The 26595-nt window shown below is 67.7% G+C and carries 25 protein-coding genes; 11 read left to right on the top strand and 14 right to left on the bottom strand.

The genetic code is table 11. The annotated features are described in order from the left end of the window. Positions 1-205: 205 nt before the first annotated feature. The 5 genes from apaG to DOM66_RS12780 form a co-directional block, all read right to left on the bottom strand. Positions 206-589: a Co2+/Mg2+ efflux protein ApaG gene (apaG, locus tag DOM66_RS12800; protein WP_110690398.1), complete on the bottom strand. Its 384-nt coding sequence runs from the start codon at positions 587-589 to the stop codon at positions 206-208. Further along, on the bottom strand, positions 586-1407 hold the full coding sequence (gene rsmA / locus DOM66_RS12795) for a 16S rRNA (adenine(1518)-N(6)/adenine(1519)-N(6))-dimethyltransferase RsmA (protein ID WP_110690396.1): 822 nt from the start codon (positions 1405-1407) through the stop codon (positions 586-588). Before rsmA ends, apaG begins: the two co-directional genes overlap by 4 nt. An 83-nt stretch (positions 1408-1490) precedes the next feature. Beyond that, on the bottom strand, positions 1491-2540 hold the full coding sequence (gene pdxA, locus DOM66_RS12790) for a 4-hydroxythreonine-4-phosphate dehydrogenase PdxA (RefSeq protein WP_110690395.1): 1050 nt from the start codon (positions 2538-2540) through the stop codon (positions 1491-1493). An 11-nt stretch (positions 2541-2551) separates the two neighbouring features. After that, complete coding sequence (locus DOM66_RS12785; protein WP_110690393.1) at positions 2552-3511, bottom strand: peptidylprolyl isomerase; 960 nt, start codon at positions 3509-3511, stop codon at positions 2552-2554. A gap of 284 nt (positions 3512-3795) precedes the next feature. Continuing rightward, entirely contained in the window at positions 3796-6258 is a 2463-nt protein-coding gene (locus DOM66_RS12780) for an LPS-assembly protein LptD (protein ID WP_110690389.1), read from the bottom strand. A gap of 276 nt (positions 6259-6534) precedes the next feature. Between DOM66_RS12780 and DOM66_RS12775 the strand changes: the two genes are divergently transcribed. Genes DOM66_RS12775 through DOM66_RS12765 form a run of 3 tightly spaced genes read left to right on the top strand, consistent with a single transcriptional unit; the run spans position 6535 to position 8720 of the window. Beyond that, a complete protein-coding gene (locus DOM66_RS12775; RefSeq protein WP_110690387.1) occupies positions 6535-7575 on the top strand; it encodes an aminoglycoside phosphotransferase family protein in 1041 nt (346 codons plus the stop codon). Beyond that, positions 7572-8240, top strand: a complete 669-nt coding sequence (murU, locus tag DOM66_RS12770; protein ID WP_110674687.1) for an N-acetylmuramate alpha-1-phosphate uridylyltransferase MurU — start codon at positions 7572-7574, stop codon at positions 8238-8240. The genes DOM66_RS12775 and murU overlap by 4 nt, the downstream gene beginning before the upstream one ends. 60 nt (positions 8241-8300) lie before the next feature. Continuing rightward, a complete protein-coding gene (locus DOM66_RS12765) occupies positions 8301-8720 on the top strand; it encodes an OsmC family protein (RefSeq protein WP_106418540.1) in 420 nt (139 codons plus the stop codon). 101 nt (positions 8721-8821) lie between these two features. Here DOM66_RS12765 and coq7 read toward each other — a convergent pair whose 3' ends face one another. The 4 genes from coq7 to purD form a co-directional block, all read right to left on the bottom strand. Continuing rightward, on the bottom strand, positions 8822-9463 hold the full coding sequence (gene coq7 / locus DOM66_RS12760; protein ID WP_110674688.1) for a 2-polyprenyl-3-methyl-6-methoxy-1,4-benzoquinone monooxygenase: 642 nt from the start codon (positions 9461-9463) through the stop codon (positions 8822-8824). 47 nt (positions 9464-9510) lie between these two features. Further along, a complete protein-coding gene (locus DOM66_RS12755) occupies positions 9511-9855 on the bottom strand; it encodes a histidine triad nucleotide-binding protein (RefSeq protein WP_110674689.1) in 345 nt (114 codons plus the stop codon). 55 nt (positions 9856-9910) lie between these two features. Continuing rightward, positions 9911-10783, bottom strand: coding sequence for a phosphoribulokinase (locus DOM66_RS12750; RefSeq protein ID WP_035472335.1), 873 nt, complete (start codon positions 10781-10783; stop codon positions 9911-9913). A 153-nt stretch (positions 10784-10936) separates the two neighbouring features. After that, positions 10937-12244, bottom strand: coding sequence for a phosphoribosylamine--glycine ligase (gene purD, locus DOM66_RS12745; protein WP_110674690.1), 1308 nt, complete (start codon positions 12242-12244; stop codon positions 10937-10939). 188 nt (positions 12245-12432) lie between these two features. On the opposite strand from purD, the gene DOM66_RS12740 reads away from it, so the two are divergent. After that, positions 12433-13146: a 16S rRNA (uracil(1498)-N(3))-methyltransferase gene (locus DOM66_RS12740; protein ID WP_110674691.1), complete on the top strand. Its 714-nt coding sequence runs from the start codon at positions 12433-12435 to the stop codon at positions 13144-13146. A gap of 82 nt (positions 13147-13228) precedes the next feature. Here the strand turns inward: DOM66_RS12740 and DOM66_RS12735 are convergent, their stop codons facing one another. From DOM66_RS12735 to DOM66_RS12720, 4 genes are all read right to left on the bottom strand, one after another. Further along, positions 13229-13624, bottom strand: coding sequence for a hypothetical protein (locus DOM66_RS12735; RefSeq protein ID WP_110674692.1), 396 nt, complete (start codon positions 13622-13624; stop codon positions 13229-13231). After that, positions 13621-15891, bottom strand: coding sequence for a flagellar biosynthesis protein FlhF (gene flhF, locus DOM66_RS12730; RefSeq protein WP_188115185.1), 2271 nt, complete (start codon positions 15889-15891; stop codon positions 13621-13623). Before flhF ends, DOM66_RS12735 begins: the two co-directional genes overlap by 4 nt. Before the next feature lie 203 nt (positions 15892-16094). Beyond that, on the bottom strand, positions 16095-17360 hold the full coding sequence (locus DOM66_RS12725; RefSeq protein WP_188115187.1) for a lytic murein transglycosylase: 1266 nt from the start codon (positions 17358-17360) through the stop codon (positions 16095-16097). Positions 17361-17535: 175 nt separating this feature from the next. Further along, entirely contained in the window at positions 17536-18567 is a 1032-nt protein-coding gene (locus tag DOM66_RS12720; RefSeq protein WP_157958796.1) for a deoxyribodipyrimidine photo-lyase, read from the bottom strand. 486 nt (positions 18568-19053) lie between these two features. Between DOM66_RS12720 and DOM66_RS19590 the strand changes: the two genes are divergently transcribed. The 7 genes from DOM66_RS19590 to DOM66_RS12690 all read left to right on the top strand — a co-directional run bounded on the left by DOM66_RS19590 (position 19054) and on the right by DOM66_RS12690 (position 25349). Beyond that, the gene (locus tag DOM66_RS19590; RefSeq protein WP_157958797.1) at positions 19054-19230 is read left to right on the top strand and encodes a hypothetical protein; all 177 of its coding nucleotides are present in this window, start codon (positions 19054-19056) and stop codon (positions 19228-19230) included. A gap of 289 nt (positions 19231-19519) precedes the next feature. After that, positions 19520-22324, top strand: a complete 2805-nt coding sequence (locus tag DOM66_RS12715) for a monovalent cation/H+ antiporter subunit A (RefSeq protein ID WP_110690385.1) — start codon at positions 19520-19522, stop codon at positions 22322-22324. Beyond that, on the top strand, positions 22324-22674 hold the full coding sequence (locus DOM66_RS12710; protein ID WP_110674696.1) for a Na+/H+ antiporter subunit C: 351 nt from the start codon (positions 22324-22326) through the stop codon (positions 22672-22674). The genes DOM66_RS12715 and DOM66_RS12710 overlap by 1 nt, the downstream gene beginning before the upstream one ends. Next, the gene (locus DOM66_RS12705; protein ID WP_110674697.1) at positions 22671-24185 is read left to right on the top strand and encodes a monovalent cation/H+ antiporter subunit D; all 1515 of its coding nucleotides are present in this window, start codon (positions 22671-22673) and stop codon (positions 24183-24185) included. Before DOM66_RS12710 ends, DOM66_RS12705 begins: the two co-directional genes overlap by 4 nt. Then, positions 24182-24679 (top strand): Na+/H+ antiporter subunit E, encoded by a 498-nt coding sequence (locus DOM66_RS12700; protein ID WP_110674698.1) that lies wholly within the window; start codon positions 24182-24184, stop codon positions 24677-24679. Before DOM66_RS12705 ends, DOM66_RS12700 begins: the two co-directional genes overlap by 4 nt. Continuing rightward, positions 24676-24945, top strand: coding sequence for a K+/H+ antiporter subunit F (locus DOM66_RS12695; protein WP_035472357.1), 270 nt, complete (start codon positions 24676-24678; stop codon positions 24943-24945). The genes DOM66_RS12700 and DOM66_RS12695 overlap by 4 nt, the downstream gene beginning before the upstream one ends. 11 nt (positions 24946-24956) lie before the next feature. Then, on the top strand, positions 24957-25349 hold the full coding sequence (locus tag DOM66_RS12690; protein ID WP_188115184.1) for a Na+/H+ antiporter subunit G: 393 nt from the start codon (positions 24957-24959) through the stop codon (positions 25347-25349). 54 nt (positions 25350-25403) lie between these two features. Here DOM66_RS12690 and hemH read toward each other — a convergent pair whose 3' ends face one another. Then, entirely contained in the window at positions 25404-26387 is a 984-nt protein-coding gene (gene hemH, locus DOM66_RS12685) for a ferrochelatase (RefSeq protein ID WP_110690383.1), read from the bottom strand. Between the last annotated feature and the right edge of the window lie 208 nt (positions 26388-26595).

Below are 26595 nucleotides of genomic sequence, written 5' to 3'. Positions count from 1 at the left end.
GTCGGTTCTAGGCTTTGTACGAAAACTACCTGCGCTCGGCAATACGGCGTTAAAAATCAGCTCAAAATGCTCATTTACACCCCGTAAATTCCGCGTTTTCGCCGATTTTTGCCTTGTCTTGTCTTCGCTCGCTGACTTTTCGTACAAACCCTAGGTCGAGGGCTGGGGAGCCCTCCGGGATGAACGGGTCGGCACCCGGCGCAGCTCAGTGCACCTGGTTGGGGGTCGCCAGCCGGAACGGTTCGATGGTGACCTCGAAGGCCTCCTGGCTGGCGAGATCGGTGCAGCCGTAGCTGCCCTGCATCACTCCCACCGGGGAGGCCAGCACCGCGCGGCTGGTATAGCGGAAACTGTGACCCGCGGCGATCGCCGGCTGCTTGCCGACCACGCCATTGCCACGCACCTCCTGCACCTTGCCGTTGCCCTGGGTGATCTTCCAGTAGCGCGACAGCAGCTGGATCTCGCGGGTCGAGCGGTTGTGCACCGTCACCGTATAGCTGAAGACGTAGCGCGATTGCGCCGGATCCGACTCGTCGGCGCGGTAGTCGGGCTCGACCTGGACCCCGATCTGCGCAGCCAGTTCATTCATGCCTCGCGCTCCGTGACCCGGTTGGCGATGGCGACCAGCTCCGCCACCGTCAGCGTCTGCGGGCGGCGGCCGGGGTCGATCCCCAGCGCCTCGAGTTCGCTGGCCTCGACCAGCCCCTTGAGGTTGTTGCGCAGCGTTTTGCGCCGCTGGCCGAAGGCATCGCGCACGATCTCGGCGAAGCGCGCCTCGTCGTGCGCCACGACGGGCAGCTCGGCATGGGGTGTCAGGCGCACGATGGCAGAGTCGACCTTGGGCCGCGGCACGAAGGCTTCCGGCGGCACCACGAACAGCGACTCCACCTGGCAGTGGTACTGGGTCATCACCGACAGTCGCCCCCAGTCGGGCCCACCGGGCTCGGCGGCGAGACGCTCCACCACTTCTTTCTGCAGCATGAAGTGCATGTCGGCTACGGCGCCGCGCGATGCCAGCAGATGGAAGATCAGCGGCGTGGAGATGTTGTAGGGCAGGTTGCCGACCACCCGCAGCGGGCGGCCATCCTCGGCCGCCAGCGCCGGAAAATCGAACTTGAGCGCATCGCCCTCGTGGATCACGAAGTCCGGATAGGCGAAGAACTGCACCCGCAGCCCAGGGATCAGATCACGGTCGAGTTCGATCACCTCGAGCGCACCGGCGGCCTGGAGCAGCGGTTCGGTCAGAGCGCCCTGCCCCGGGCCGATCTCGACCAGGCGCTCCCCCGGACGCGGCCCGATGGCGCGCACGATGCGTGAGATCACGCCGGCATCGCGCAGGAAGTTCTGACCGAAACGTTTGCGAGCTCGCGGCAGCGCGCCACGCGGATAATCGGCTGGGTTAGCCATTGACAACGAATTCCTTCAGAGGTCGTTTACCTGAAAGCTGCACGGGACAGCGGTGTAAACACCCTCTCGGTGAGAGAGATGAGTCAGTGAGATCGATGAGTGGCCATCTCGCAGGCCACTTCCAGCGCCACCCTGAGACTGCCGACATCGGCTTGGCCACTGCCGGCAAGGTCGAGGGCGGTGCCGTGATCGACCGAGGTGCGAACGATGCCCAGGCCCAAGGTGATATTGGCCGCCTGGCCGAAGCCGGCATACTTGAGTACCGGCAACCCCTGGTCATGATACATGGCGAGCACGGCATCGGCGTCATTCAGATGGCGCGGCGTGAACAGCGTATCGGCGGGCAACGGGCCGACCAGATCGAGCCCCTCGGCGCGCAGCCGCTCGAGGGTCGGGGTGATGATCTCGAGCTCCTCACGGCCCAGATGGCCATCTTCGCCGGCGTGGGGATTGAGCCCACTCACCAGGATGCGCGGCACGGCGATGCCGAAGCGCTGGGTCAGCTCGGCGGCGAGAATCCGGGTGACCCGCGTGAGAAGCGCGGCGTCGAGCGTCTCGGCGACCCGCGCCAGCGGCAGATGGGTGGTGGCCAGGGCGACCCGCAGCGGCCTCGGCGCGCGCCTGGTGTCGAGCGTCGAGGCGATCATCGTGGCGAGCATCATCACCACCTCCTCGACGCCGCAGACGTCCCGCAGGTACTCGGTATGGCCGGTGAATCCCGGGTAGCCGCCCTCGATGATCGCCCCCTTGTGCAGCGGCGCAGTGACCATGGCCGCGGCGCGCCCGTCACGACAGGCGGCGATGGCGACATCCAGGGTCTCGAGCACGTAATCGGCGTTGCCCGGATCGAGCACGCCGGGATGCGACGGCCGCCGCAGCGCCACCGGCCACACCGGCAGATGGCCATCCCGAGCGGGCGGCACCGGCGCAGCGGGGTCGAGCGGCTCGATCTCGACCGCCCAGCCCAGCCCAGCGGCGCGTGCCGCCAGCAACTGCGGGTCGCCGATGACGACGACCCGCGCAGCCAACGCCGGCCAACGCCGCGCCAGGGCCAGCGTCAGCTCGGGGCCAATACCCGCCGGCTCGCCGCTGGTCAGCGCCAGCAGCGGTGCCTCGGCCTGTGTCGACGGCACCGGCGACTCCTTTACTGCTTGTCGAGGCGGTTGTCGACGTAGGCGCTGGCGCGAATCTCCTGCGTCCACGCCTCGAGTTCGTCGTTGACCTTGCGCTGGAAGATCGCCTGGCTCGCCTGCTCGCGGGAGATCTGCTTGCCATCACCACCGCGGCTATCGATCAGCTTGACCAGGTGGAAGCCGCTGGGGCTGCGGATCGGCTGACTCACCTCACCTTTGGTGAGATCGGGAATGACATCGGCGAAGATGGTCGGAATCTGCGCCGCCGGACGCCAGCCGAGATCGCCGCCCTTCAGCGCCTGGCCACCGTCGGACTCGGAGACCGCCAGCTTGCGGAAATCGGCGCCGCTCTTGAGCTCCTGATAGAGCTTCTCGGCCTTGGCCTGGGCCTGGCGCACCTGATCCGGGGTCGGCGACTGCGGCACCGCGACCAGGATCTGGGCCAGATGATAGGAGACGTTGCTGTTCTGGCCGGCCTGCTCCAGGAAGCGGTCGATCTCGCGATCCGACACTGTCACCTTGTTGGCGACCTCGCGCTGCTGGACCTGACGGATCAGCAGCTCGCGGCGCACCTGCTCGCGCACCTCGGCCAGCGACTGCCCCTCTTTTTCCAGGCGGTCGGCGAACTGATCCAGGGTCATGCCGTTGTTCTGGGCGATACCGCGCATGGTGGCATTGAGCTGGGTCTCGTCGACGTTCAGCTTGCCCTTCTCGGCCATCTGCAGCTCGATCTGCTCGGTGATCATGCGGTCGAGCACCTGATGCTCGAGGGTCTTCTCCGGCGGCGCGGAGATGTTGCTGGACGCGAGCTGGCTCTTGACCTGGGCGACCCGCTGCTCGAGCTGGCTGTGCATGATGGCGTCGTCGTTGACCACGGCGACGATACGGTCCAGCGGCACCACCTCGGCCATCGCCGACAGTGGCGACAGCAGCATGACCAGCGCCAGGGGAATCCACACTCTAGGACGCATGCCTACCTCTCTTGCTTGATGAAGGACAACTCTAAGGGAATACTGCACAAATGCCTGCTCGGGCGAATCGCTGCGTTGCGCGGTGCTAAGAATCCTCACATATACCCCATATGCTGCGGTTCTTGCGCTCCGGGCGCCTTACACTTCATCCCGCTCGCCTATTTGTTCAGCACTTCCCTTGCTTGATGAATCACGGATCTTGCTCGCTGCATCACGACGCTTGATCGGCTGACCTCGTATCTGGCGTCGCGACTGACGCTGGCCCGGCACCCGCCGGGCTCGGCTCAGAATTTGGTGGGTTCGTAGCCCGGCACCGCGGTGGCAAAGTAGCTATCGGCATTCTGCCCCACACCGCCGAGACCCTTGAACACGAAGCGCAGGAACAGGCCGCGATCGGTGTAGTCGTCGTCGATGGTGTAGGCGGTGTCATTGTCGTCGACCCACTCGCGCCAGACCACCTGCACCGCGCTGCAGCAGCTGTTGAACTGCACCCCGGCCAGCGTCTCCAGATCACGTTTGTTGGTGTTGTCGTAGAGATAGCGGCCGATCAGATCGAGCGACGAGGTCGCCTTGTAGGCGAACGAGACGTCGAAATCCTCGCGGTTGTAGCTCAGTTGATCGTCGGCATCGCTGGCCGGATCGAAACCTTGGAGCTGCCAACGGTAGCCAAGGTTCAATACATGGCCGGCCGGACTCAGATACTGCAGGTAGGCGGAGGCCTTTTCGGTCTGCGAGCGGTGATCGTCGTAGAACCACTCGTAGCGCGAGCGCCACTGGTCATTGATGCGCCAGTCGAGCTGGGTGATCACCGGCGAGCGGTCACGCGTGCGCCGATAATCGTCATAGCGCCGCTGCGCGGGGGTGAGATTGTCGCTGTCGTCGAGCAGGGTGACGTTGCGATCCTGGAAGTAGGCGCTCTGCCCGACCGACAGCGCCAGCCGCTCACGCCCGGTGTCATCTTCGAGGAAGCGGGTCGAGGCGCCATAGGAGAGCTTGTTGACGTCACCCACACGGTCGGCCCCGGTGAAGCGGTAGGGCGACCACAGCTGGCTCCACGAGATCGCCTGCTCGTCGGTATCGAAGACCGGATACTCGGACTGATTGCGCTCGGGCACGTAGGCGTAGTAGAGCCGCGGCTCGAAGGTCTGTTTGAAGCCCTGGTCGAACGCGGTCACATCGCGCTGGAAGATCAGCCCCGAATCCAGCGAGTAGACCGGCACCGTGCGCGACAGCGTCTCGTCGCGGTTGGTGTCACGATTGCCGTAGTCGAGCTCATAGTTGGTCTGCCACAGCTGGAAGCGCGGCTCGAGGAAGCCCCAGCTGGGCTGGGCACGCCAGCCGATGGCCGGGGTCAGATTGAGGCGCGAGCCGTTGGCCGACTCCCGCAGCGGAATGTTGCGAACCCGGTTCTCGTCCTCGTCGAACCAGTTGCCCTGGGCATCGACGCCGTGCAGATCGCGCCAGAAGTAGGAGGCGTTGGAGTTCCACTCCTGATAGAAGCCGCTATCCTGCTGCCAGCGCGCATTGGCGGTCAGACTGGGCAGGCGGTAGTAGGGGCGATCGTTCTCGTCGATCGGGTACTGCATGCGCTGGTAGCCCTGGGCGCGGGCGTCCAGATACCAGGTGGTGCCCTGGTAGGAGAGCCGCGCCAGACGCTCGAGGTACTCGGTGTCCTGCTCGGCGAAGTCACTACCGAAGTCGTCGAAGTAGCGGCCATCACTGGCGGCGCCATAGCGCAGTGCATAGTCCAGACGGTCGGTGAAGTAGCCGTAGTGACGATAGTCGACGAACCAGCGATCCTTGCCATCGAAAGCGTCATTGGCAACGTTGGGATTGTCGTTGTTGCCGCCGCGGTCGTTGGCCAGGTAGGCGCCATCGAGGGTGCCGCGATCGCTGCCGAAGAGATAGCGAAATTCGCCGCCCATGAGCAGGCCGTGATCGGTGATGACCCTGGGGGTGATGGTGGCGTCGTAGTTGGGGGCCAGATTCAGATAGTAGGGCTGGCTGTAGTCGAGCCCGTCGCTGGTAATCCCCACGGTCGGCCACAGAAAGCCGCTCTGGCGGCGGTCGTCCACCGGGAAGCGCACCCAGGGCCAGTAGAATACCGGCACATCGCCCATCTCGAGGCGCGCGTTGGTGGCGGTACCGTAGCCTTGGGCGCGGTCGATGGTGACGTCGCTGCCGACGATCCGCCATAGCCGGCTGTCCGGCGCACAGGTGGTGAAACTGGCCTCGCGCATGCGATAGCGGCCATCGTCGAGACGCTCCAGCGCCTGAGCATCGCCGCGTGCGCGCTGATCGTGGATCACGTAGTGGGCGTCGTCGATCCGCGCCGCGTCGCTGTCGAGCGAGACCTGGCCGTCGTCGCCGCGCACCAGCAGACCGGGGTAGCGGATGGTCAGGGGGCCGTCGGCGAAGGCGGTATCGCGGGCGGCGTTGACCCGCACCTGCGGCGCCTGCAGCTGGCTGTCGCCACGCCGCAGCACCACCTCGCCCCCGAGGATCGTCTCGCCGTTGTCGCCATACTCCGCGGTGGCGGAGTTGGAGAGGACCTCTTCCGGCGTCCGCCCCTCGGGCAGCAGATAGCCGGGCTGGACATAGCGCCCGCCGCACAGTTCGCCGGCCGGTGCCTGATCGCCCCAGGGTACCCAGTCCAGTTGGTCCGCCGGTAGCGGTGCCGGAGGGGCCGCCTGGGCGGTCGATGAAATCACGCCGGTGAGGGCAGTCCAGACCAGTCGCTTGCCCATGTCCTCTGTGTCCTTGCCGAGTGGAGCCGGTATTATACAGACCTCGCCGGCACTTGCCGCGGGGTCGTTCTCTGTTGTCTGGTCGCGCTCGCGTCACGATGAGTTGGCGCATCCGGCCAAAGACGGCACACTGGCGCCGCCAAGGGCAAGCAAGCCCTCTCCGCCGGCAGGGCCGCGTCCAGACGTCATCTGCCAAGTCATCGCCCAAGCCCAAGAGCGGCTTCAGCATGCGGTGACATCCGCACCCCGTCAACTCGATCCAACCTGGGAGTCTCGATGAGTCTGCGCCTTGCTCAGCTGCGCACCTGGATAGCCCGGCACCACGCCGTTGCCGCCGATACCTGCCGCTTCGAGCCCGTCGCCGGCGATGCCAGCCTGCGTGGCTACTGCCGGGTGCATCTACCCGACGGCACCACGCGCATGCTGATGGATGCCCCACCCGAGCTCGAGGATAGCCACGCCTTCGTCGCTATCGGCCGCAGCTGGCGCGCAGCCGGCCTGCCGGTGCCGGCGATCCACGCCGTCGACCTCGACCAGGGCTTCCTCGAACTCGACGATCTCGGCGACGACAGCCTGCACCACCACTTCGTCGATACCGACTCGGCGCGGCGGGGTACGGCCCAGGCCATCGATCTGCTGCTGCGCCTGCAGCGGCTGGCGTCACCGGCAGAGCTGCCGCCCTACTCCGCCGCCTTCATGGAGGAGGAGCTGGAGCGCTTCCCCGACTGGGGCCTGGGGCGCTGGCTGGATCTGGAGACGCCAAGCTGCTGGGCGACCACCAAACAGCAGTTGCTGGCGCGCATCGCGGCACTGCCCGAGGTCGCCGTGCACCGCGACTTCGATGCCATGAACCTGATGCGTGTCGATGGCGAACTGGCCCTGATCGATTTCCAGGGCGCCCTGGCGGGTCCACTGGGCTATGACCTGATCTCGCTGCTGCGCGGGCGCTACCAGCGCTGGTCGCGGGCGGAGATGGATAGCTGGATCGACGACTTCCACCGCCGCAGTCAGGCCGACCTCGGCGCCCACCTGCCGGATGCCGCGACCTTCCGGGCTGGCGTCGAGGCGATCGGCGCCCAGCGCCAGCTCAAGATCCTGGGTCAGTTCTGCCGCCTCTGCCTGCGCGACGGCAAGCCGCGCTATCTCGACTGGCTGCCGCACTTCTATGCCCAGCTCGACGCCGGCCTCGAGGCACTGCCCGAGCTGGCCGAATTCCACGCCTGGCTGCGCGAGACCTACCACCCGGCGATGCAGACGCGGCTGGCCCGGCACCATGCCGAGCAGGCACAGGAGCCTTCGAAGGGAGTCTCGACATGAAAGCGATGATCCTGGCCGCCGGGCTCGGCAGCCGCATGCGACCGCTCACCGACCACTGCCCCAAGCCGCTGCTGCCGGTGGCCGGCAAGCCGCTGATCGAACACCATCTGGAACGTCTCGCGGCGGCCGGCTTCCGCGAGGTGGTGATCAACGTGAGCTACCGGGGCGAGCAGATCGTCGCGGCCCTCGGCGATGGCCAACGCTTCGGCCTGCGCCTCTCCTTCAGCCGCGAGCCCACGCCGCTGGAGACCGCCGGCGGCCTGCGCCATGCCCTGGCGCTGCTGGGCGATGCCCCCTTCCTGCTGCTCAACGGCGACGTCTGGAGCGATATCGACCTGGCTCAGCCGACGCTGACCGCAGGCGATCTGGCCCATCTGGCGATGGTCGCCACCACCGACTTCCACCCTCGCGGCGACTTCCATCTCGACGCCGATGGGCGCCTGCACGCCGAGGGCGAGCCGCGTCTGGTCTATGCCGGGGTCGGCGTGATCCACCCGCAGCTGGTCGCCGATCTCCCCGACGGCGAGGCAGCCAAGCTGGCGCCGCTGCTGCTCGCGGCGATGCGCGCCGGGCGGGTGGGTGGCTGGCACCACCGCGGCGACTGGGTCGATGTCGGCACGCCGCAGCGCCTGGCCGACCTCGAGAGCCGGCTGCGCCGGGCGTAACCTCAGCCTGTCGGGAGTGTTATGCTGCCGCCACGTTATCCGAGTGAAGGAATCGATTGCATGAAAGCCACAGTCAAGTGGACCGACGGCCGCCAGTTCGTCACCGAATCCGGCAGCGGCCACAGCGTCGTGATCGACGGCAACCCCGACCACGGCGGGCGCAACACCGGGCCGCGACCGATGGAGCTGGTGCTGATGGGGCTCGGCGGCTGCACCTCGTTCGACGTGATCCAGATCCTGGAGAAGGCGCGCGCCGACGTCACCGACTGCGTCGCGACCCTGGAAGCCGAGCGCTTCGACGGCACGCCCAGCGTGTTCACCAAGATCCATGTGCACTTCGTGGTCACGGGCCGTGGTCTCAAGGAGGCCCAGGTCAAGCGCGCGGTCGACCTCTCCGCCGAGAAGTACTGCAGCGCCTCGCTGATGCTGGCCAAAGGGGGCGTGGAGATCACCCACGACTACGAGATCGTCGAGGCCTGAGCGCCGTCACGTCCGGCGAGCCATACGCAAAAACCGCGACTCCGGTCGCGGTTTTTGTTTGCCTTCCCGACGACTATCCGCCGCCCTCGACGGCGCCACACTCAAAGGCGATAGACACTCTTGGTCATCACCTTCGACACCAGCCGCATGCCCCACTTCACCGGCAGCGGAAAGCGACTGCCGCCGGATTCCAGCGCCATGCGCTCGTGCTGCGCCTCGTCGATACGCATCTGTTCGAGCACCGCCCGCGAGCGCTTGTCATCGATCGGCAGCTTGCGCAGATGCGCCTCCAGATGGTGCCCGACCTGCTCCTCGGTGGCGGCGACGAAGCCCAGGCTGATGCGGTCGCCGATCGCCCCGGCCAGGGCGCCGAGCCCGAAGGAGGCGGCGTAGAAGGCGGGGTTGAGATAGCTGGTACGACCATCCAGCTCCTGCAGGCGCTGGTCGCACCAGGACAGATGATCGACCTCCTCCGCTGCCGCCTCTTCCATGCGCTCGCGGGTGTCGCCCAGCTTGGCGGTCAGCCCCTGGCCCTGATAGAGCGCCTGGGCACACACCTCGCCGGTATGGTTGATGCGCATCAGCCCGGCCACGTGGCGGCGCTGCTCGTCGTCGAGCGCGCCCTCGGGCTGGGCGAGGGCCGGCGAGGGCCGACGCGGCTGCGCCGCCCCCGGCACCAACGTGCGCAGTACGCTGTCGAACTGGTGAATCAGATTGTCGCTACGCGACAGCTGGCGCGCCATGTGAGTCTCCTTACCCGTGTGCGGAAATACCCCAGACCCCGGACCTATCAGCCCGGCGGCCAGGTCAGCTTGCGCCCACCCAACAGGTGCATGTGGATATGATAGACCGACTGCCCGCCATCTTCGTTGCAGTTCATCACCACGCGGTAGCCGTCCTCGGCGAAACCGAACTGCTTGGCCAGCCTGGCCGCGGTGTACTGCAGTCGGCCGACCAGGGCCAGATCCGCCTCTTCGATGTCATTGAGGGTGGCGATCGGCTTCTTGGGAATGATCAGCACATGGGTCGGTGCCTGGGGATTGATGTCACGGAAGGCGAGCACGTGCTCGTCTTCATAGACGATGTCGGCCGGAATCTCGCGGTCGATGATCTTGCTGAACAGCGTGGGCTCCATGGGGTCTCCTTCGGATAGGAAAGGATCCGGCGTCAGCGGCTGACGCCATCGCACATCAACGAAAACGGCGCTGCGCCAGCAGCTGGCGCACCTTGGGCGCCAGGATCAGATCCATCGCCAGCGACAGCCGCGCCCCCGGCACCACCAGGGTGTTGGGACGGCTCATGAAGGCGTCATGGATCATGGTCACCAGATAGGGGAAATCCACCGCCTCCGGGTCGCGGAAGCGGATCACCACGAACGACTCGCCGTCGTTGGGCACGTCCTGCAGCTCGAACGGGTTGGAGGTGTCCACCGTCGGCACGCGCTGGAAATTGATGTGGGTGCGCGAGAGCTGGGGCTGGATGTAGCGCACGTAGTCGTGCATCCGCCCGAGAATGGTCTCGATCACCGCCTCCTGCGAATAGCCGCGCAGCTTGGTGTCACGGTCGATCTTCTGCAGCCACTCCAGATTGATGGTCGGTGCCACCCCGATCAGCATGTCGACGTGCCGCGCGATATCCACCTCGTGGGTCACCAGCCCGCCATGCAGCCCTTCGTAGAGCATCAGATCGGTACCGCTGGGAATCGGCTGCCAGTCGGTGAAGGTGCCGACCTGCCAGCCGGCCTCGATCATGCGCTTGTCTTCGGCGTGGATATAGTGGCGATAGGTGCCCTTGCCGCTGTCGCCGTACTCCTGGAACAGCGTATCCAGACGATCCAGCAGATTGGCGTTGACCGAGAAGTGCGACAGCTCCGCCTTGCGCTCCGGCTCGGTCTGCAGGATCTCGGCCAGCTCCGCCCGCGAGTAGCGGTGGAAGGCGTCGCCGTCGATGAAGGCGGCGTGGACGTCCTCCCGCGCGAACATGCGCTCGAAGGTGCGCTTGACCGTGGTGGTGCCGGCGCCGGAGGAGCCGGTGACGGCGATGATCGGGAACTCACGCGACATGCCGCGCCCCCCTGCCGAGCCGGATGGCCCTCGACACGTCCCGGGCCACCGCGGGGCGGCAGATCGCCGCGATGGCGTCGCGATATGGCTGTAGCTGCGGCATGGCGCTGGTTCCCCGATCCCGGCGCAGCTCTTGGCTGCGCGCTGGGTTGATTAGCTGCGTGACGCGACGTCCTCGCGCTCACGGGCGATCGCCCGATGGGCAATGTCGCGGCGATACTCGGCCCCCGCCCAGGTGATCTCGGCGACGCCTGCGTAGGCCCGCTCGGCGGCGGCGGCAACGCTCTCGCCCAGCGCGGTCACACATAGCACACGCCCGCCGCTGGTGACGACGCGACCATCGTCGCTCTGCGCGGTGCCGGCATGGAACACCTTGCAGCCGCACTGCTCGGCGGCGTCGAGGCCGTCGATCGCATCCCCCTTGGGATAGCTGCCGGGATAGCCGCCGGCCGCCATCACCACGCCGACCGCAGCGCGCGGGTCCCAGCTCCCCTCGGCGCGATCCAGACCCTGCGCCAGGGCAGCCTGGCACAGCCCCACCAGATCGCCCTCCAGGCGCATCAGGATCGGCTGGGTCTCGGGGTCACCGAAGCGGCAGTTGTACTCGATCACCTTGGGCGTGCCCGTGGCGTCGATCATCAGCCCGGCGTAGAGGAAACCGGTGTAGGGGTGCCCTTCCGCGGCCATGCCGGCGACGGTCGGGGTGATCACCTCGTCCATGATGCGCTGATAGACCGTCTCGGTGACCACCGGTGCCGGCGAATAGGCGCCCATGCCGCCGGTATTGGGGCCGGCGTCGCCATCGTAGGCGCGCTTGTGGTCCTGGCTGGTGGCCATCGGCCAGACGTGCTCGCCGTCGACCATGACGATGAAGCTCGCCTCCTCGCCGTCGAGGAACTCCTCGATCACCACCCGGGCGCCGGCATCGCCGAAGGCGTTGTCCTCGAGCATATCGCGGATCGCCGCCGCCGCCTCGGCGTGGGTCATCGCCACCACCACGCCCTTGCCGGCGGCAAGACCATCGGCCTTGATCACGATCGGCGCGCCCTGCTGGTCGAGATAGTCGAGCGCCGGGGCGACTTCACTGAAGGTCTGGTAGGCCGCCGAGGGGATCGCATGGCGGGCCAGGAAATCCTTGGTGAAGGCCTTGGACCCTTCCAGCTGGGCCGCCGCGGCCGAGGGGCCGAAGATCGCCAGGCCCGCCTGCTGGAAGCGGTCGACCACGCCCGCCACCAGCGGCGCCTCGGGGCCGACGATGGTGAGTTCGACATCGTTGTCGCGGGCGAAGGCGATCAGCGCGTCGAAGTCCATGGCGTCGATCGCCACGTTGGTCAGCCCCGCCTCGCGGGCAGTGCCGGCGTTGCCGGGGGCCACGAACACCGTGTCGACCTGTGGCGACTGTGCCGCCTTCCACGCCAGGGCGTGCTCGCGCCCGCCGCCTCCTAGGATCAGAACCTTCATCGCTCGCCTTTCGTTGCGCTGTCACCGAATATGGAAGAGGCATTATGTCAGAAAGGCCCGGGCCAGAAAGCCCCCGAGCGCATCGCACCTGTTCCCGGCCGCCGCCAGACCGCTGCCGTTGGCCCCGGTGCCTGCGCCTGAGGCACAATAGGCGCCCGATTCTCATCCCCGAGTGCCCCGCTGCCTGCATGAACCTGATTCTGCTCGAACCCGCCGACTGGATCGACGCCAGCCACGCCCGCGTGTGCGATCCGCGCCGCCTGACCCATCTGCGCGAGGTGCATCGCGCCGCCCCCGGCGATAGCCTGACCGTGGGCGCGCTCGACGGCGCCATCGGCCGTGGCGAGCTGCTGACGTTGACCGCCAGCGAGGCGCTGTTCCACGTGCCCGCGCTCGACCGCGAGCCCCCGGCGCCACTGCCGGTACACCTGCTGCTGGCGCTGCCACGGCCGCGCATGCTGGCACGCAGCCTCGAGCACATCGCCGCGCTGGGGGTGAAGCAGCTGACGCTGCTGCATACGCGTCGGGTCGAGAAGAGCTACTGGCAGTCCCCGGAGCTTCGCCCCGACAAGATCCATCAGCACCTGATGCTGGGGCTGGAGCAGGCGCGTGACACCCGTCTGCCCGAGGTGACCCTGGAGACGCGCTTCAAGCCGTTCGTCGAGGATCGCCTGCCGGCGCTGCTGGCGGGCCGGCGCGGGCTGATCGCCCATCCGGGCATGCCGCAGGCGTGCCCACGCGGTATCGACGAACCGACGCTGCTGGCGATCGGCCCGGAGGGCGGCTTCGTCGATTACGAGGTGACCCGCTTCGAAGAGGCGGGGTGCGAAGGGGTCCATCTGGGCGAGCGCATTCTGCGCGTGGAGACCGCGGTGACCGCGCTGCTGGCGCGGCTATTCTGAGCAGGGTGATGACAAGTCCGAGCGGGTAATGACCAGCGATCTGGGCGCAGCGGCCGGCGGTGGTCGCTGTGGCGGCGCCGGCTCAGGGTGCCAGCCAGCGACCGGGGTCGTGGCTGAGCTCGACCCCCAGAAAGCGGCGCGCGGCGACGCTCAGGTTATCCAGCCGCGACTGGCTGATCGCCGCCGACTCCAGATGCAACAGCGTCGGCAGCGGGCCGACATCCACCGCCATGCGCTTGAGCCAGCGGTAGTCGAGGGTCGCGTCCACCGGCCGGCTCTCTACCCAGAGCAGCGCGTGCCCGGGTGCTGCCCGCGCCGCCTCGGCCAGGGTCACCGGCTCCCAGCGCCGTCCGCTGCGCGCGTTCAGTGACTTCAGCAGGCTCTCCAGCGCGCCGCGTCGCGGCTCACCCAGCACCAGCAGCGGCCAGCGGTCACGCTGACGCTGCCAGGCGCGCAGCCCGGCGGCCTGATCGCTCACCGCCCGGCGTCCGTCGCCGCCCCGGCCATACCCTTGGCGCGGCGCAGGGTCTGGTGGGCGCTCAGCGCATCCATCAGCCCCTCGAGCAAGGCCTTGGGCCGACGCCCGCAGCGGCGCTGGGCGATATCCGACAGCCGTGCGCGTACGTCCGTGGCCCAGCCGGCTTCCGCCTGGGCCAGGTGCAGTGCCAGCGCGGCCAGGGCGGCAGCGAGCTGCCAGCGGTGGGCACGCTCTTCGAGCTCGGGGCGGCGTGTCTTGAGTAGCCGCTCGGCCTGCTGGGTCAGGCTGGGCAGGCCCTCCAGGGCCAGCGCCGCGGCCAGCCGCGAGCCGCTGTCGAAGCCGGTGCGGGCACTGCCGATCCAGAAGCGCCGCCCCAACTGGCGACCGTCGGCCTCGTCGTGCCAGGTCCCTTCCCAGGCGATCACCGGCAGCCCCTCGCTATCGCCGCGGCGCTTGGCCAGGGTAGTCTCGAGGCGCCTGAGATCGAGGCGCGCCTGACGCCCGCGGTGGAACATCGTGATCCCCGGCTGCGCCTCGCCCAGCGCCAGCGCCTCATCCAGGCGCAGCCACTCGCCGCTATGGCGCACGCGGCGACTGGCGCTGGTGGCGGCGAGCCAACTGCGCCGCTGCACGTCGAGACCGGCGAGCAGCTCGACATCCGGCAACTGGTTCAGCAGGTGCCACTCGGCGCCCAGCGAGTCGGCCCAGGCAAAGCGCGCGTCGTCTCCCGCCGGAAGTTCATGACGCGGCCACACCAGCGGCTGCGGCATACCCTGGGCATCCAGCGCCACCAGTGGCATCGCTTGCCCCTGGCCACGCACCGGGGTCGGCTTGGACCACCACAGCGCCCGCGGCGCCCCCTCCCCGCGCAGCCCGGCCTGACGACTCGCACTCATCATGCGCGCGGCGAAGGCGCCGCTCTCGGCGCCGTGGTTGCGCGGCCAGGCGTGCTCCAGCCAGGCCATCCCCTGCACCTGCCGGCGCAGCGTGGAGAGCGTGGCCTCCAGCGCCTCGCCCTGGCGCAGCACGCCCTGGGAGAGCGCCTGCTGGCGCGCCTGGGCCGGCGCCGCCGGAGCACTGCCGGTGACGCGCGAAAACGGCGACTCACCGCCTTGGGCGAGCGCTTCGCGCAGCAGCACATCGCGCTCCACCGGCTCCAGATCTTCCGGCACCCGCTGTCCGCGCGAGAGATAGCAGAGCTTGAGCCCGTGGCGCATCAGCACGTCCAGCACCGGCCCCAGGCGGGCAGCTTCGTCGAGCTTGGTCAGAATGCAGCCCCACAGCGGCTCGCCGGCCTCCTGCGAGGCGCGCTGCCACGCCTCGACCACCTGCTCGAGGGTATCGCCGTGGCGCGCGGCGTCGAGCACCAGCAGCCGGCGCACGCTGACCGGCGCGGCGCCGAGACGAGCGATCTCGCCCATCAGCCGCTGGTCGCGCTGACTCATGCCGACGGTGTCGATCACCATCATGCGCTTGCCGCCGGAGCGCCCCATCAGTCCGCGGCGGGGCTGGGCCAGCCGCCCCAGCAGCGCGCCCAGGTCACCCTGCTCGTCCAGTGCATGCACTTCCACGCCGAGCAGACGCGCATAGATGCGCAACTGCTCGGCGGCGCCGATACGGTAGCTGTCGGTGGTCACCAGGGCAGCCTCGCGCGGGCCGTGGCGCATCACGTAGCGCGCCGCCAGCTTGGCCGTGGTGGTGGTCTTGCCGGCGCCGGTGGGGCCGACCAGCGCGAACAGCCCGCCCGCCTCGAACAGCGCCTCCTCGCTCTCCAGCACCTCGAGCCGCGCCGCCAACTGGCGCTCGAGCCACGCCTGCCAGGCGGGCGTCTCGGCCTCCTCGGCGGACTCCTCGAGCAGCGCCGCCGGCAGCGTCTCCAGCAGCGTTTCGCAGAGTACGTGACTGAAACCGGCCTGGCTCAGTTGACGCAGGATCGCATCGCGCACCTGCTGCCCCGGGGCCGGCGCCGGGCTCGAGGTCTCGCGCAGCAGCGCGCGCATGTCCTCGAGCATGCGCCGGTTGAAGGCTTCCCAGGCCGCCGGCGACTCGGCCGCCGTGGCCTCGTCCGTCGACGCGCCATCGCCTTCGGCATCCGCCGCGGCCGGTCCGGCCAGCGCCTGGGCGTGGGCCTGCTCGGACATGGCGACGATCTCCACGCCGCCGTCGACGACGCGGTTGGATAGGATCAGAACGTCCTCGCCCAGGGCCTGGCGCACCTGACGCATGGCCTCCCGGGTATTGGCACCGGTGAATCGCTGCACTCCCATGACTCGCCTCGCGGCGCCGCGACGACCGATGCGCACTGGCATCGCGCCGCAGCGCTCTCAAAACCGATGAAAACCCCGAGTGTGACACGGGGTGGCGGGCTGCAAACAGCGGAAAAGACGCCGAATCGCGATCCATTCGGCACCCGTCACACCGACCGCGCGGGTCGAGGTGGCGGGTGCTGCCGCTGACGCAACGCTCGCTGTCAGAGCGCCTCGAGGCGCTGGATCAGCGCCTGGGTGGGATAGCCGTCCGGGGTGACGCCGATCGACCGCTGGTAGGCACGCAGCCCCGCCCGGGTGTTGGGGCCGATCCGCCCATCCGGCGTGCCGACGTCGAAGCCACGCGCGTTGAGTGCCTGCTGCATCTCACGCACCTGGGTCCGCGACAGTGCCGGCTCCGAGCGCGGCCACTGCCCCTGGATGCCGGGCCGGCCGGCGATGCGATCGGCCAGCGTGGCGACCGCCAGGGCATAGCTGGTGGAGGCGTTGTAGCGCATGATCACGCGGAAATTGGGCCCGACCAGGAACGCCGGCCCTTCGGCCCCGGCCGGCGCGATGACCGACGCTTCGGCGAAATCCGGCAGCGCCCCGCCGCCGACCCGCGCCACGCCCTGGGCCGCCCAGGCCTGACTCGAGTGGCGCACCGAGAGTTCGGTCTGGGCGTAGTCGAAACCGGCCGGCAGGCTCACTTCGGCGCCCCAGGGCTGGCCGCGCTGCCAGCCGGACTTGGCCAGGTAGTTGGCCGTCGAGGCCATGACGTCGGGAATGCTGCCCCAGATATCGCGCCGGCCGTCGCCATCACCATCCACCGCGTAGGCGAGGAAGCTCGAGGGGATGAACTGGGTGTGTCCCATGGCCCCGGCCCAGGAGCCGCGCATGTGATCGCGATCGATGTCACCGTTCTGCAGGATCTTGAGCGCGGCCATCAGCTCGCCCCGGGCGAACGCCTGGCGACGACCTTCGTAACCCAGCGTCGAGAGCGCGTCGATGGTCTCGAAGCTGCCGAAATTGCTGCCGTAGTTACTCTCGACGCCCCAGATCGCGACCACGATGCTACCGGGTACGCCGTATCGCTGCTCGATGCGCTCGGCCAGCGCTCGATGGGCGTCCAGCCGGGCGCGACCATTGGCGACACGCTGATCCGAGACCGCGCTGTCCAGATAGCTCCACACCTGGCGGGTGAACTCGGGCTGGGAGCGGTCGAGCTCGATGACCCGCGGCTGATAGGTGGCGTGGTCGAAGGCCTCGGCCAGGGTCGCCTGGTCGATGCCCTCGCTGGCGGCCTGGCGGCGGAAGTCGGCGACCCAGGTGTCGAAGCCGGCACGCGCCTGCGGCGTCACCTTGTCTTCTGCGGCAGCGTCGGGGCGGGCAGCGCTATCGGCCGCCGTCCCACTCGCGCTCCCGCTGGACGCCGACTCGGACGACTGCGCGGCAGCGGGGGCAGGACTCGCCGCCTGGGTATCGGCCACGCTCTGACAGCCGACCAGGGCAACAGCGAGGCACAGAGAGAGGGTCAGGGGGCCTTTGAAGGGAACAGAACGCGTCACGATGCACTTCCTTTATGCTGGGGTTCCTCGCGCCTGCGCCGCTGGCGGGCGTCGGCGTCAGCCCAGTGTAGCGCATCCCGTGCAATACCCGCGTGGGCTAGTAACGATCGAACCAGGAGCCCGTACTGCGCCGTGGCGGCGCCGTGGGCGTCGGCTCGAGGTGGCGCGGCGTCTCCTGGCGCAGCGCCGTGGTAGCCCCGGCCAGCTGCGCATCGGTCGCAGCGTCAGCGCGTAGGAAACTGGGCTCGCGGCCACCGGAAGGGTCGATGCACGGGGACTGGAAGCGGCTGACGTCGATCCCGTGGACCTGCTGGCGGCGCAGATATTCATGCCACAGCAGCTCGTGGCGCAGATAGCGCTGCGGGGACTCGGCGCCGGCCGGGATATCCAGGCGCTCGCACACGGCGTAGAGCTGACGCGCCGAGACACAGCCCAACGCACGCCAGCGCAGCAGCGCGCGAACATCCTCGGGCGCCCAGTCGGCCGGAGCGTCACGCAGCTGGCGCAGCCGCGCCTGGGCCGCCGGCTCGCCCCCTGAGATCGTCGCCCTCAGCGGCTCGACGTCGCCGAGCAGGCTGCCGAGGGAGGGTAGCCCGCGCGGGGCATCGTGTGGCCAGGGCGGCAGCGTGACCGGCTGCCCCGGGCTCCTCGGCGCCAGGGCGCTCCTGCCCCGGGAGAGGGCGACGAACTCACCGAAGGAGAGTTCGCGCGTGCCGGTATCGTCATGATGGGCGGGAAACAGCGGCGAGTCGGGCAGCACACAGAGCTGATCCGGCGCCAGCGCCGCCTGTACGCGGCGAGTCGTGGCGCACTCGTTGGCGCCCTCCATGGCGTGGGTGATCACCCGCTGGGCGCCGATCCGCTGGACCAGCCGCGGCAACAGCTGCTCGGGCTCGCCGACGCAGACCAGCAGATCGCTGCCTCGTGTCAGCAGGGCGCCACGCAGATCGATCAGACTCTGCCACAGCAGCGCCCATTGGGGCACCGCTGGTGGCGTGTCCTCGAGCCAGCTCGGCTCCAGCACGAAGACGCACAGCAGCGTCTCCGCGTGCGGTTCGACCGCCAGCAGATCGTTGTCGCTCAGGCGCAGATCGCGCCGAAACCAGATCAGATCGCAGGAAGATTCCATGCCGCAGCCTCCAGACTCGCGGTCGAACACGGCAGCCACCAACAGGGCCGACAACCACCTGCCGCCGCCCCTCGATAGCGGGAGGCGCCAGTGCGCCATATTTGTACAAAAGCTATCACCACATGAATACCATGTACAACGAATCCACGATCCGCTCCCTATGGCTCCCCCTCGGGCGGCGTGATACAGTCGTTAACGAGCGTCGGCTCGGCTACCAAAATATCCAATACTTTCAAGTCTTTTCGGAGCTCCACGCAGAAAGCCGCGGCGCCCCGGAATGCCCATCACCGAGCCCAGACCGTGCACGTGCGTCGTCCTGGAGAAACGTTTTGAATCGGCAGAACGTTTTTCGACCGAAGCGTTTGCAAACACTGACGCGCATCGAGCCCGAAGAGCGTTCCGCAGAGAACGCCGCAGCCCCGGCGACGCCGGGCGCGCCCCGCACGAACAGCGCTTTTCGCAGTGCGAACACAGAGGAGAGACACCATGCCGGGCCACATGCCTAGCCAGCTGTCGCTGACATGCGCGACCTGCCGTATCGGTGCCCAGACTCCGTCGTCCCACGCCGGAATGCTCACCCTGGAGGGCCGCACCCCCGCGTGGATGCTGGCACCCCGCGGTGCGCGCCGCCCCTATCTGACCGATCCGCCCCGCCTGATCTGAGTCCGCCCGCTGCCCGTCACGTCGTGCCGGGTCGCGCGCGCCAGTCGCCGCCGGCCATCGGCGGAAACCGCGCCGCTCCGGCGGCCCAGTTCATCCGACCAACGCGTATCTCGTGGTGTCCAGCGCTAGCACGCTGAGGCGCGGACGAGTCCCTGAGAGTGGGCGAGATCGCCTACACTAGGACCGCCGGGCGCCGTCACACCGGCCCCTCGACGTACGCAGAAAGTCAGTCCGAGCCGTTTGCGCTCGTCGGCTGTCCGTTCGGGTCCTTGAGAAGAGCGACAACTTCATGTCATTGCCGCTGATCGTGCTGCTGCCTCTGCTGGGCAGCCTCATACCGCTGTTGAGCTCCAATCGACAGCGCAATCTCAACGCGGGATCGACCGCGATTCTGCCCGCCATCGCGCTGGCCATCGCGCTCTACCATGCACCGAGCGTGCTCGGAGGGGAGGTCCCCCGCTTCAGCCTCAGTTGGGTGCCACAGCTGGGGCTCGACCTGGCCTTCCGGCTCGACGGGCTGTCGCTGCTGTTCGTGATGCTGATCCTCGGCATCGGCCTGCTGATCATCCTCTACTCGCGCTACTACCTGGCGCCCGAGGACAGCATGCCGCGCTTCTATGCCTATCTGATGCTGTTCATGACCTCGATGCTGGGCATCGTGATGGCCGACAACCTGCTGCTGCTGTGGGTGTTCTGGGAGCTGACCAGCCTCTCCTCGTTCCTGCTGATCGGCTACTGGTACAAGCAGAGCGAGGCGCGACGCGGTGCCCGCATGGCACTGACCGTGACCGGTATGGGGGGGCTGGCGATGCTTGCCGGCTTCCTGCTGCTCGGCCATATCGTCGGCACCTTCGACATGCAGACGGTGCTCGACAGCCGCCAACTGATCCAGGCCGACCCGCGCTACCTGCCGGCGCTACTGCTGATCCTGCTCGGCGCCTTCACCAAGTCGGCCCAGTTCCCGTTCCACTTCTGGCTGCCCCACGCGATGTCGGCCCCCACGCCGGTCTCCGCGTTCCTTCACTCGGCGACCATGGTCAAGGCCGGCGTGTTTCTGCTCGCCCGTTTGCACCCGGCGCTGGCCGGCTCCCAGCTGTGGCTCTATATCGTCACCCTGACCGGCCTGGTGACGATGATCTACGCCGCCTACTTCGCCCTGCTCAAGTACGATCTCAAGGGGGTGCTGGCCTTCTCCACCGTCAGCCACCTGGGCATGATCACCATGCTGTTCGGGCTCGACAGCAAGCTGGCGGTGATCGCGGGGCTGTTCCACATCATCAACCACGCCACCTTCAAGGCGTCGCTGTTCATGTCCTCGGGCATCATCGACCACGAGACCGGCACCCGCGACATCCGCAAGTTGAGCGGGCTGCGTCACAGCATGCCGATGACCGCGGCACTCGCCGGGCTGGCGGCTGCGTCGATGGCCGGCGTGCCGCTGCTCAACGGTTTCCTGTCCAAGGAGATGATGCTGACCGAGGCGCTCGGCAGCGGTATCCTCGGCGGCCTGGCGTGGCTGATCCCGGTACTGGCGACCCTCGGCAGCGTGCTCTCGGTGGCCTATTCGCTGCGCTACGTGCGCAACGTCTTCTTCGGCCCGCCGGCCACGGACCTGCCCAAGACCCCGCACGAGGCGCCCTTCATGATGCGCCTGCCAATGCTGCTGCTGGTGGGGCTGTGCGTGCTCATCGGGCTGCTGCCGGCGCTGATGGTGACCGGCATTCTCGAGGCCGCGGGCCAGGCGACGATACTGGCGCCGCGCCCAGAACTGCACCTGGCGATCTGGCACGGTTTCAACCTGCCCCTGCTGATGAGCGCCATCGCGCTGGCCGGCGGGGTCGCCATCTACAGCGTGCGCCGCACCCTGTTCAGCTTCCAGCGTCAGTTCCCCCAGCGCAATGCGCTGATGCTGTTCGAGTACGCCGTGCGCCAGCTGCTCGGCGCCACCCAGCGCGGCATCGATCGCCTGGAGAACGGCTCGCTGCAGCGCTACATGCTATGGCTGATCGTGGTGGTGCTGTTCCTCACCGGCAGCGGACTGCTCGATCTCACCCAACTGAAGGGCGAGCTGCCGCTCAAGCCGCTGGATGGCCTGCTGATCGTGGGTGCGGCGATCACCATTCTGGCCGGCCTCGGCACCGCCGTGCTGCATCGCCGCCGCCTGGTCTCGCTGATGATGCTCTCGGTGGTGGGGCTGATGGTATCGCTGGCGTTCGCGCGCTTCTCGGCACCGGACCTGGCGCTGACCCAGCTGGCGGTCGAGGTGGTCACGGTGATCCTGCTGATGCTGGCGCTGTTCTTCCTGCCACAACGCACGCCCAAGGAGTCGAGCGGCGCGCGCATCGTGCGCGACGTGCTGCTGGCGGCCAGCTTCGGCGGTATCGTCGCCAGCCTCAACTACGCCCTGCTGACGCGTTCGCTCGACAGCATCTCGGGCTACTTCCTGGCCAACAGCGTCAGCGGCGGCGGCGGCCACAACGTGGTCAACGTCATCCTGGTCGACTTCCGTGGCTTCGATACCCTGGGCGAGATCACGGTGCTGTGCATCGCCGCCATCGGCATCTACAAGCTGCTCAATCGCCTGCGTCTGTTCATGCCGTCGAGCGACAGCGAGGGCCGGCCGTGGTCGAAGGACCTGCATCCGATGCTGCTGGCCACGGTGTCACAGACCCTGCTGCCGCTGGCGCTGCTGGTGTCGGTGTTCATCTTCCTGCGCGGCCACAACGAGCCCGGCGGCGGCTTCATCGCCGGCCTGGTCACCGCGGTGGCGCTGATCCTGCTGTACATCGCCCGCGGCGTCGACTGGGCCCAGCAGCGTCTGACCTTCCAGTACCAGCCGATCGCCGTGGCCGGGGTGGTGATCGCCGCCCTCACCGGTGTCGGCAGCTGGTTCTTCGGCCACGACTTCCTGACCTCCGCTTTCGGCCACTTCTCGATTCCCTTTATCGGTGAAGTGGAGCTGGCCACCGCCATGCTGTTCGATCTCGGCGTCTATCTCACCGTGGTCGGCGCGACGCTGATGATCCTGGCCAATCTGGGCAAGCTGACCACGCGTCACCGGCCCAGCAAAGAGAACGACAAGGAGACCGTCTGATGGAAGCGCTCTTCGCCACCGTAACCGGCTTTCTGGCGGCCAGCGGTCTCTACCTGGCCCTGCGCGGACGCACCTTCCCCGTGGTCGTGGGGCTGACGCTGCTCTCCTACGCGGTCAACCTGTTCCTGTTCTCCACCGGCGGCCTCACCACCGATGGCGCTGCAGTGATCCAGGCGGGCAAGACCCACTACGCCGACCCGCTGCCCCAGGCGCTGGTCCTCACCGCGATCGTGATCGGCTTCGCCATGACCGCGTTCTCGGTGATCCTGGCCATGCGCGTGCGCGGCGACCAGGGTAGCGACCAGGTCAATGACCAGCGTGTCGAGGACGCCAAGGAGGAGAAGTCGTGATGCAGCATCTGATCATCCTCCCCATCCTGCTGCCGCTGTTCACCGGGCTTGCGATGCTGATCAAGCGCGACGCGACCATGCAGCCGCGGCGCACCATCAGCCTGGTGAGCACCGCACTGCTGGTAGTGATCGCCATCGCGCTGGTGATCAAGAGCAGCGAAGGCCAGATCAGCTACTACGCCCTGGGCGACTGGCAGCCGCCATTCGGCATCATCCTGGTGCTCGACCGTCTCTCGGCGCTGATGGTGTGCCTGACCAGCGTGCTCGCCCTCGGCAGCCTGGCCTACGCCTGCGCCGGCGACGACAAGAAGGGCAGCAATTTCCACGGGCTGTTCCAACTGCAGCTGATGGGCATCAACGGTGCCTTCCTCACCGGCGACATGTTCAACCTGTTCGTGTTCTTCGAGGTCCTGCTGATCGCCTCCTACTCGCTGCTGATGCACGGCGGCGGCAAGGACCGCACCCAGGCGGGCTTCCACTACGTGGCGCTCAACCTGGCCGGTTCGGCGATGTTCCTGATCGCCCTCGGCGTGCTCTACGGCACCACCGGCACGCTCAACATGGCGGACATGGGACTACGCATCGCCGAGCTCGACCCCGAGCGTCAGGGGCTGCTCAAGGCGGGCGCCTTCCTGCTGCTGGTGGTGTTCGGACTGAAGTCGGCGATCCTGCCGCTCTACTTCTGGCTGCCGCGGGCCTACGCCAGTGCACCGGCGCCGGTGGCGGCGCTGTTCGCGATCATGACCAAGGTGGGGATCTACGCCATCCTGCGCGTCTACACCCTGGTCTTCGGCGACAGTGCCGGCGACCTGGCCAACTTCGCGCAGCCGTGGCTGTGGTGGTTCGCCCTGGCGACGATCGCGCTGGGCGGCATCGGTGTGCTCTCGGCGCGGGATCTGCGCACCCAGGTCGCCTATCTGATCCTGATCTCGGTGGGCACCCTGCTGGCCGGCGTGAGCATGGACCGCGTGGCCTCGCTCTCGGCGCTGCTCTACTACATGCTGCATACCACCCTGGTCAGCGGCGGCCTGTTCCTGCTCGCCGATGCCATCGCCGATCAGCGCGGCAAGGCCGGCGCACGCATCGTGCCCGGACGCGGCGTCACTCAGCCGGCACTGCTGGGGCTCGCCTACTTCGTCGGCGCGGTCAGCGTGGTCGGCCTGCCACCGCTCTCCGGGGCGATCGGCAAGGCGCTGCTGCTCAACGCCGCGCAGCCGGGCGAGCAGCCGTGGCTATGGTCGCTGCTGCTGCTGTCGAGCCTGGCCGGGCTGGTGGCGATGGGGCGCAGCGGCTCCACCGTGTTCTGGAAGGCGGGCAAGCCCGACGCTGAAGGGCCGCGGCTCAAGCCAAGCATGCTGGCGGGTCTGATCCTGCTGCTGGGTGCATCTCCCCTGCTGTCGCTCTTCGCCGGCCCGATCACCGAGTTCACCCAGGCGAGCGCTGCGCAGTTGCTCGATCCCGGCGCCTATACCCAGGCTATTCTCGCCCCGACTGCTGGAGGTGGCTCATGATTCCTCCCCTACGCTGGCTACCAATGCCGGTCTTGTCGCTACTGCTGCTGGTGGTCTGGCTGCTGCTGCAGCAGAGCGTGGCCCTCGGCCAGTGGCTGCTGGGCGGCGCACTGGCCGTGGTGATCCCGCTGCTGTGCCGTCCGTTCTGGGAGCGCCAGCCGCGAATCAAGCGCCCGCTCAAGCTGCTGCACTACGTCGTGCGGGTGCTCAGGGACATCGTGGTGGCCAACCTCGAGGTCTCGAAGCTGATCCTCGACCCGCGTGGGCGCATGCGCCCGGCATTCGTCGAGTACCCGCTGTCGCTGACCGAGAACTTCCCCATCACCATTCTCGCCAGCACCATCACGATGACCCCGGGCACCGTCTCGGCCCACCTGCGCCTGGACGGCCGCACGCTGCTGATCCACGCCCTCGACGTCGCCGACATCGATGCGCTGATCGCCGATATTCATCAGCGTTACGAACGCCCGCTCATGGAGATCTTCGAATCATGATCGCTACCGCGCTGTGGATCGCGCTGGCACTGTTCAGCGCCGCTATCGCCCTCAACTTCTATCGCGCAGTGATCGGCCCCAGCCTGCCCGACCGGGTGCTGGCGGTCGACACCATGTACATGAATTCGATCGCGCTGATCGTGCTGTTCGGCATCTGGGTCAACAACAAGGACTATTTCGAGGCAGCACTGCTGATCGCCATGCTCGGCTTCGTCAGCACCATCGCGGTGTGCAAGTATCTGCTGCGCGGCGACATCATCGAATAGGAGCACGACACATGCTGGATATGCTGCTCGAGGGGGCAATCGCCTTCATGCTGATCGCCGGCGGGATCTTCGCCTTCATCGGCTCGCTGGGTCTGACCCACCTCAAGGACTTCTACATGCGCCTGCACGGGCCGTCGAAGACCACCACCCTGGGGGTGGGCTGCACCCTGATCGGGTCGCTGATCTTCTTCAGTCTGGAGAATGGTCCGGTGGTCCAGGAACTGCTGATCACCGTCTTCGCTTTCATCACCGCGCCGGTGTCGGCGCACATGCTGGCCAAGAGCGCGCTGCACCACAAGCTCAAGCCGGACCCGCGTACCCGCGGCAACCCGCAGGAGCTGGAGCGCGACCGGCCCAAGCATACGGTGGAAGAGGCACCCCAGGGCGACTCCCCGCTACCCTGACACACAGCGACGGCGCTCGAGCGCCGTCGCTGTGAACCGAGTGGCAGGAAGCGTTCACCAGCCCGCGGTATTCTCCGCGACCAGCTGGCTGAGCAGGTGGATATGCTCGGGGCGATCATTGAGCGCGGGGATGTAGCGATAGCGCCCGCCCCCGGCCTCCTGGAAATACTCGCGGTTCTCGGCGTCGATCTCCTCGAGGGTCTCGAGACAGTCGGCGGCGAATGCCGGGCTGATCACATCGACGCATTCGGTCTTGTCGGCGCCCCACTGCTTGAGCGTCTCGTCGGTATAGGGCTTGAGCCACTCCTCGCGACCGAAACGCGACTGATAACTCTGGAACCAGCTGCCCTCTTCGAGTTCGAGCGCCTGTGCGAGCAACTCACTGGTGCGCTGGCAGTGACGTCCGTACGGGTCGCCGTTGTCGACGTAGCGCTTGGGGATGCCGTGGTAGGACATCAGCAGCCGTCCGCGATCCCCCTGGGCCTCCCAGTGCTCGCGCACGCTGGCGGCGAGGGCGGCGATATAGTCCGGATGGTCGTGGTAGTGATTGACGAAGCGCAGCTCCGGCAGGTGCGGGCAGGGCGCCAGCGCCTTGGCCAGGCGCTGGAATACGGCGCCGGTGGTGGTACGCGAGAACTGCGGATAGAGCGGCAGCACCAGAATCTTGTCGACCCCGGCGTCGCGCAGCGCAAGCCCTGCCTGCTCCATGCTCGGTTGGCCGTAGGTCATCGCCAGCTCCACCGGCACCGCCTCGCCGGTGCGCTCGGCCAGCGCCGCCGCCAGCGCACGCTGCTGGCGCCGCCCGATCGCCAGCAGCGGCGAGCCCTCTTCCTGCCACACCGAGGCGTAGGCCTTGGCCACCTTGGGCGGGCGAATGCGCAGGATCACCCCGTGCAGAATCGGCCACCACAGCCAGCGCGGCGCATCGATCACCCGCGGATCCCCCAGGAACTCCGCCAGATACTCTCTCACCGCCTTGGCCGTGGGCGCCGCTGGCGTTCCCAGATTGACCAGCATGACTCCGTAACGGGCCGCCATATTCTCTCCTTGTCCGCTGATGCCGTTGACTAGGCACTGTCTGAAAAGTACTGCGCTCGCCCATGCGGCGTTGAGAATCGGCGCACAATGCTCATTTACAACCCGTAAACTCCGCATGTTCGCCGCTCTTTGCCTTGCCTGCCCGTCCCTCGTCGACTTTGCGGATAGCGCCTGGCGACAGTCTACCACTCCCGCCTTGCTTAACCGC

Source organism: Salinicola endophyticus (assembly GCF_003206575.1).
Lineage (GTDB): Bacteria > Pseudomonadota > Gammaproteobacteria > Pseudomonadales > Halomonadaceae > Salinicola > Salinicola endophyticus.
Note: the sequence above shows the minus strand (reverse complement) of the source record. Positions and strands in the feature narration are given on the sequence as shown.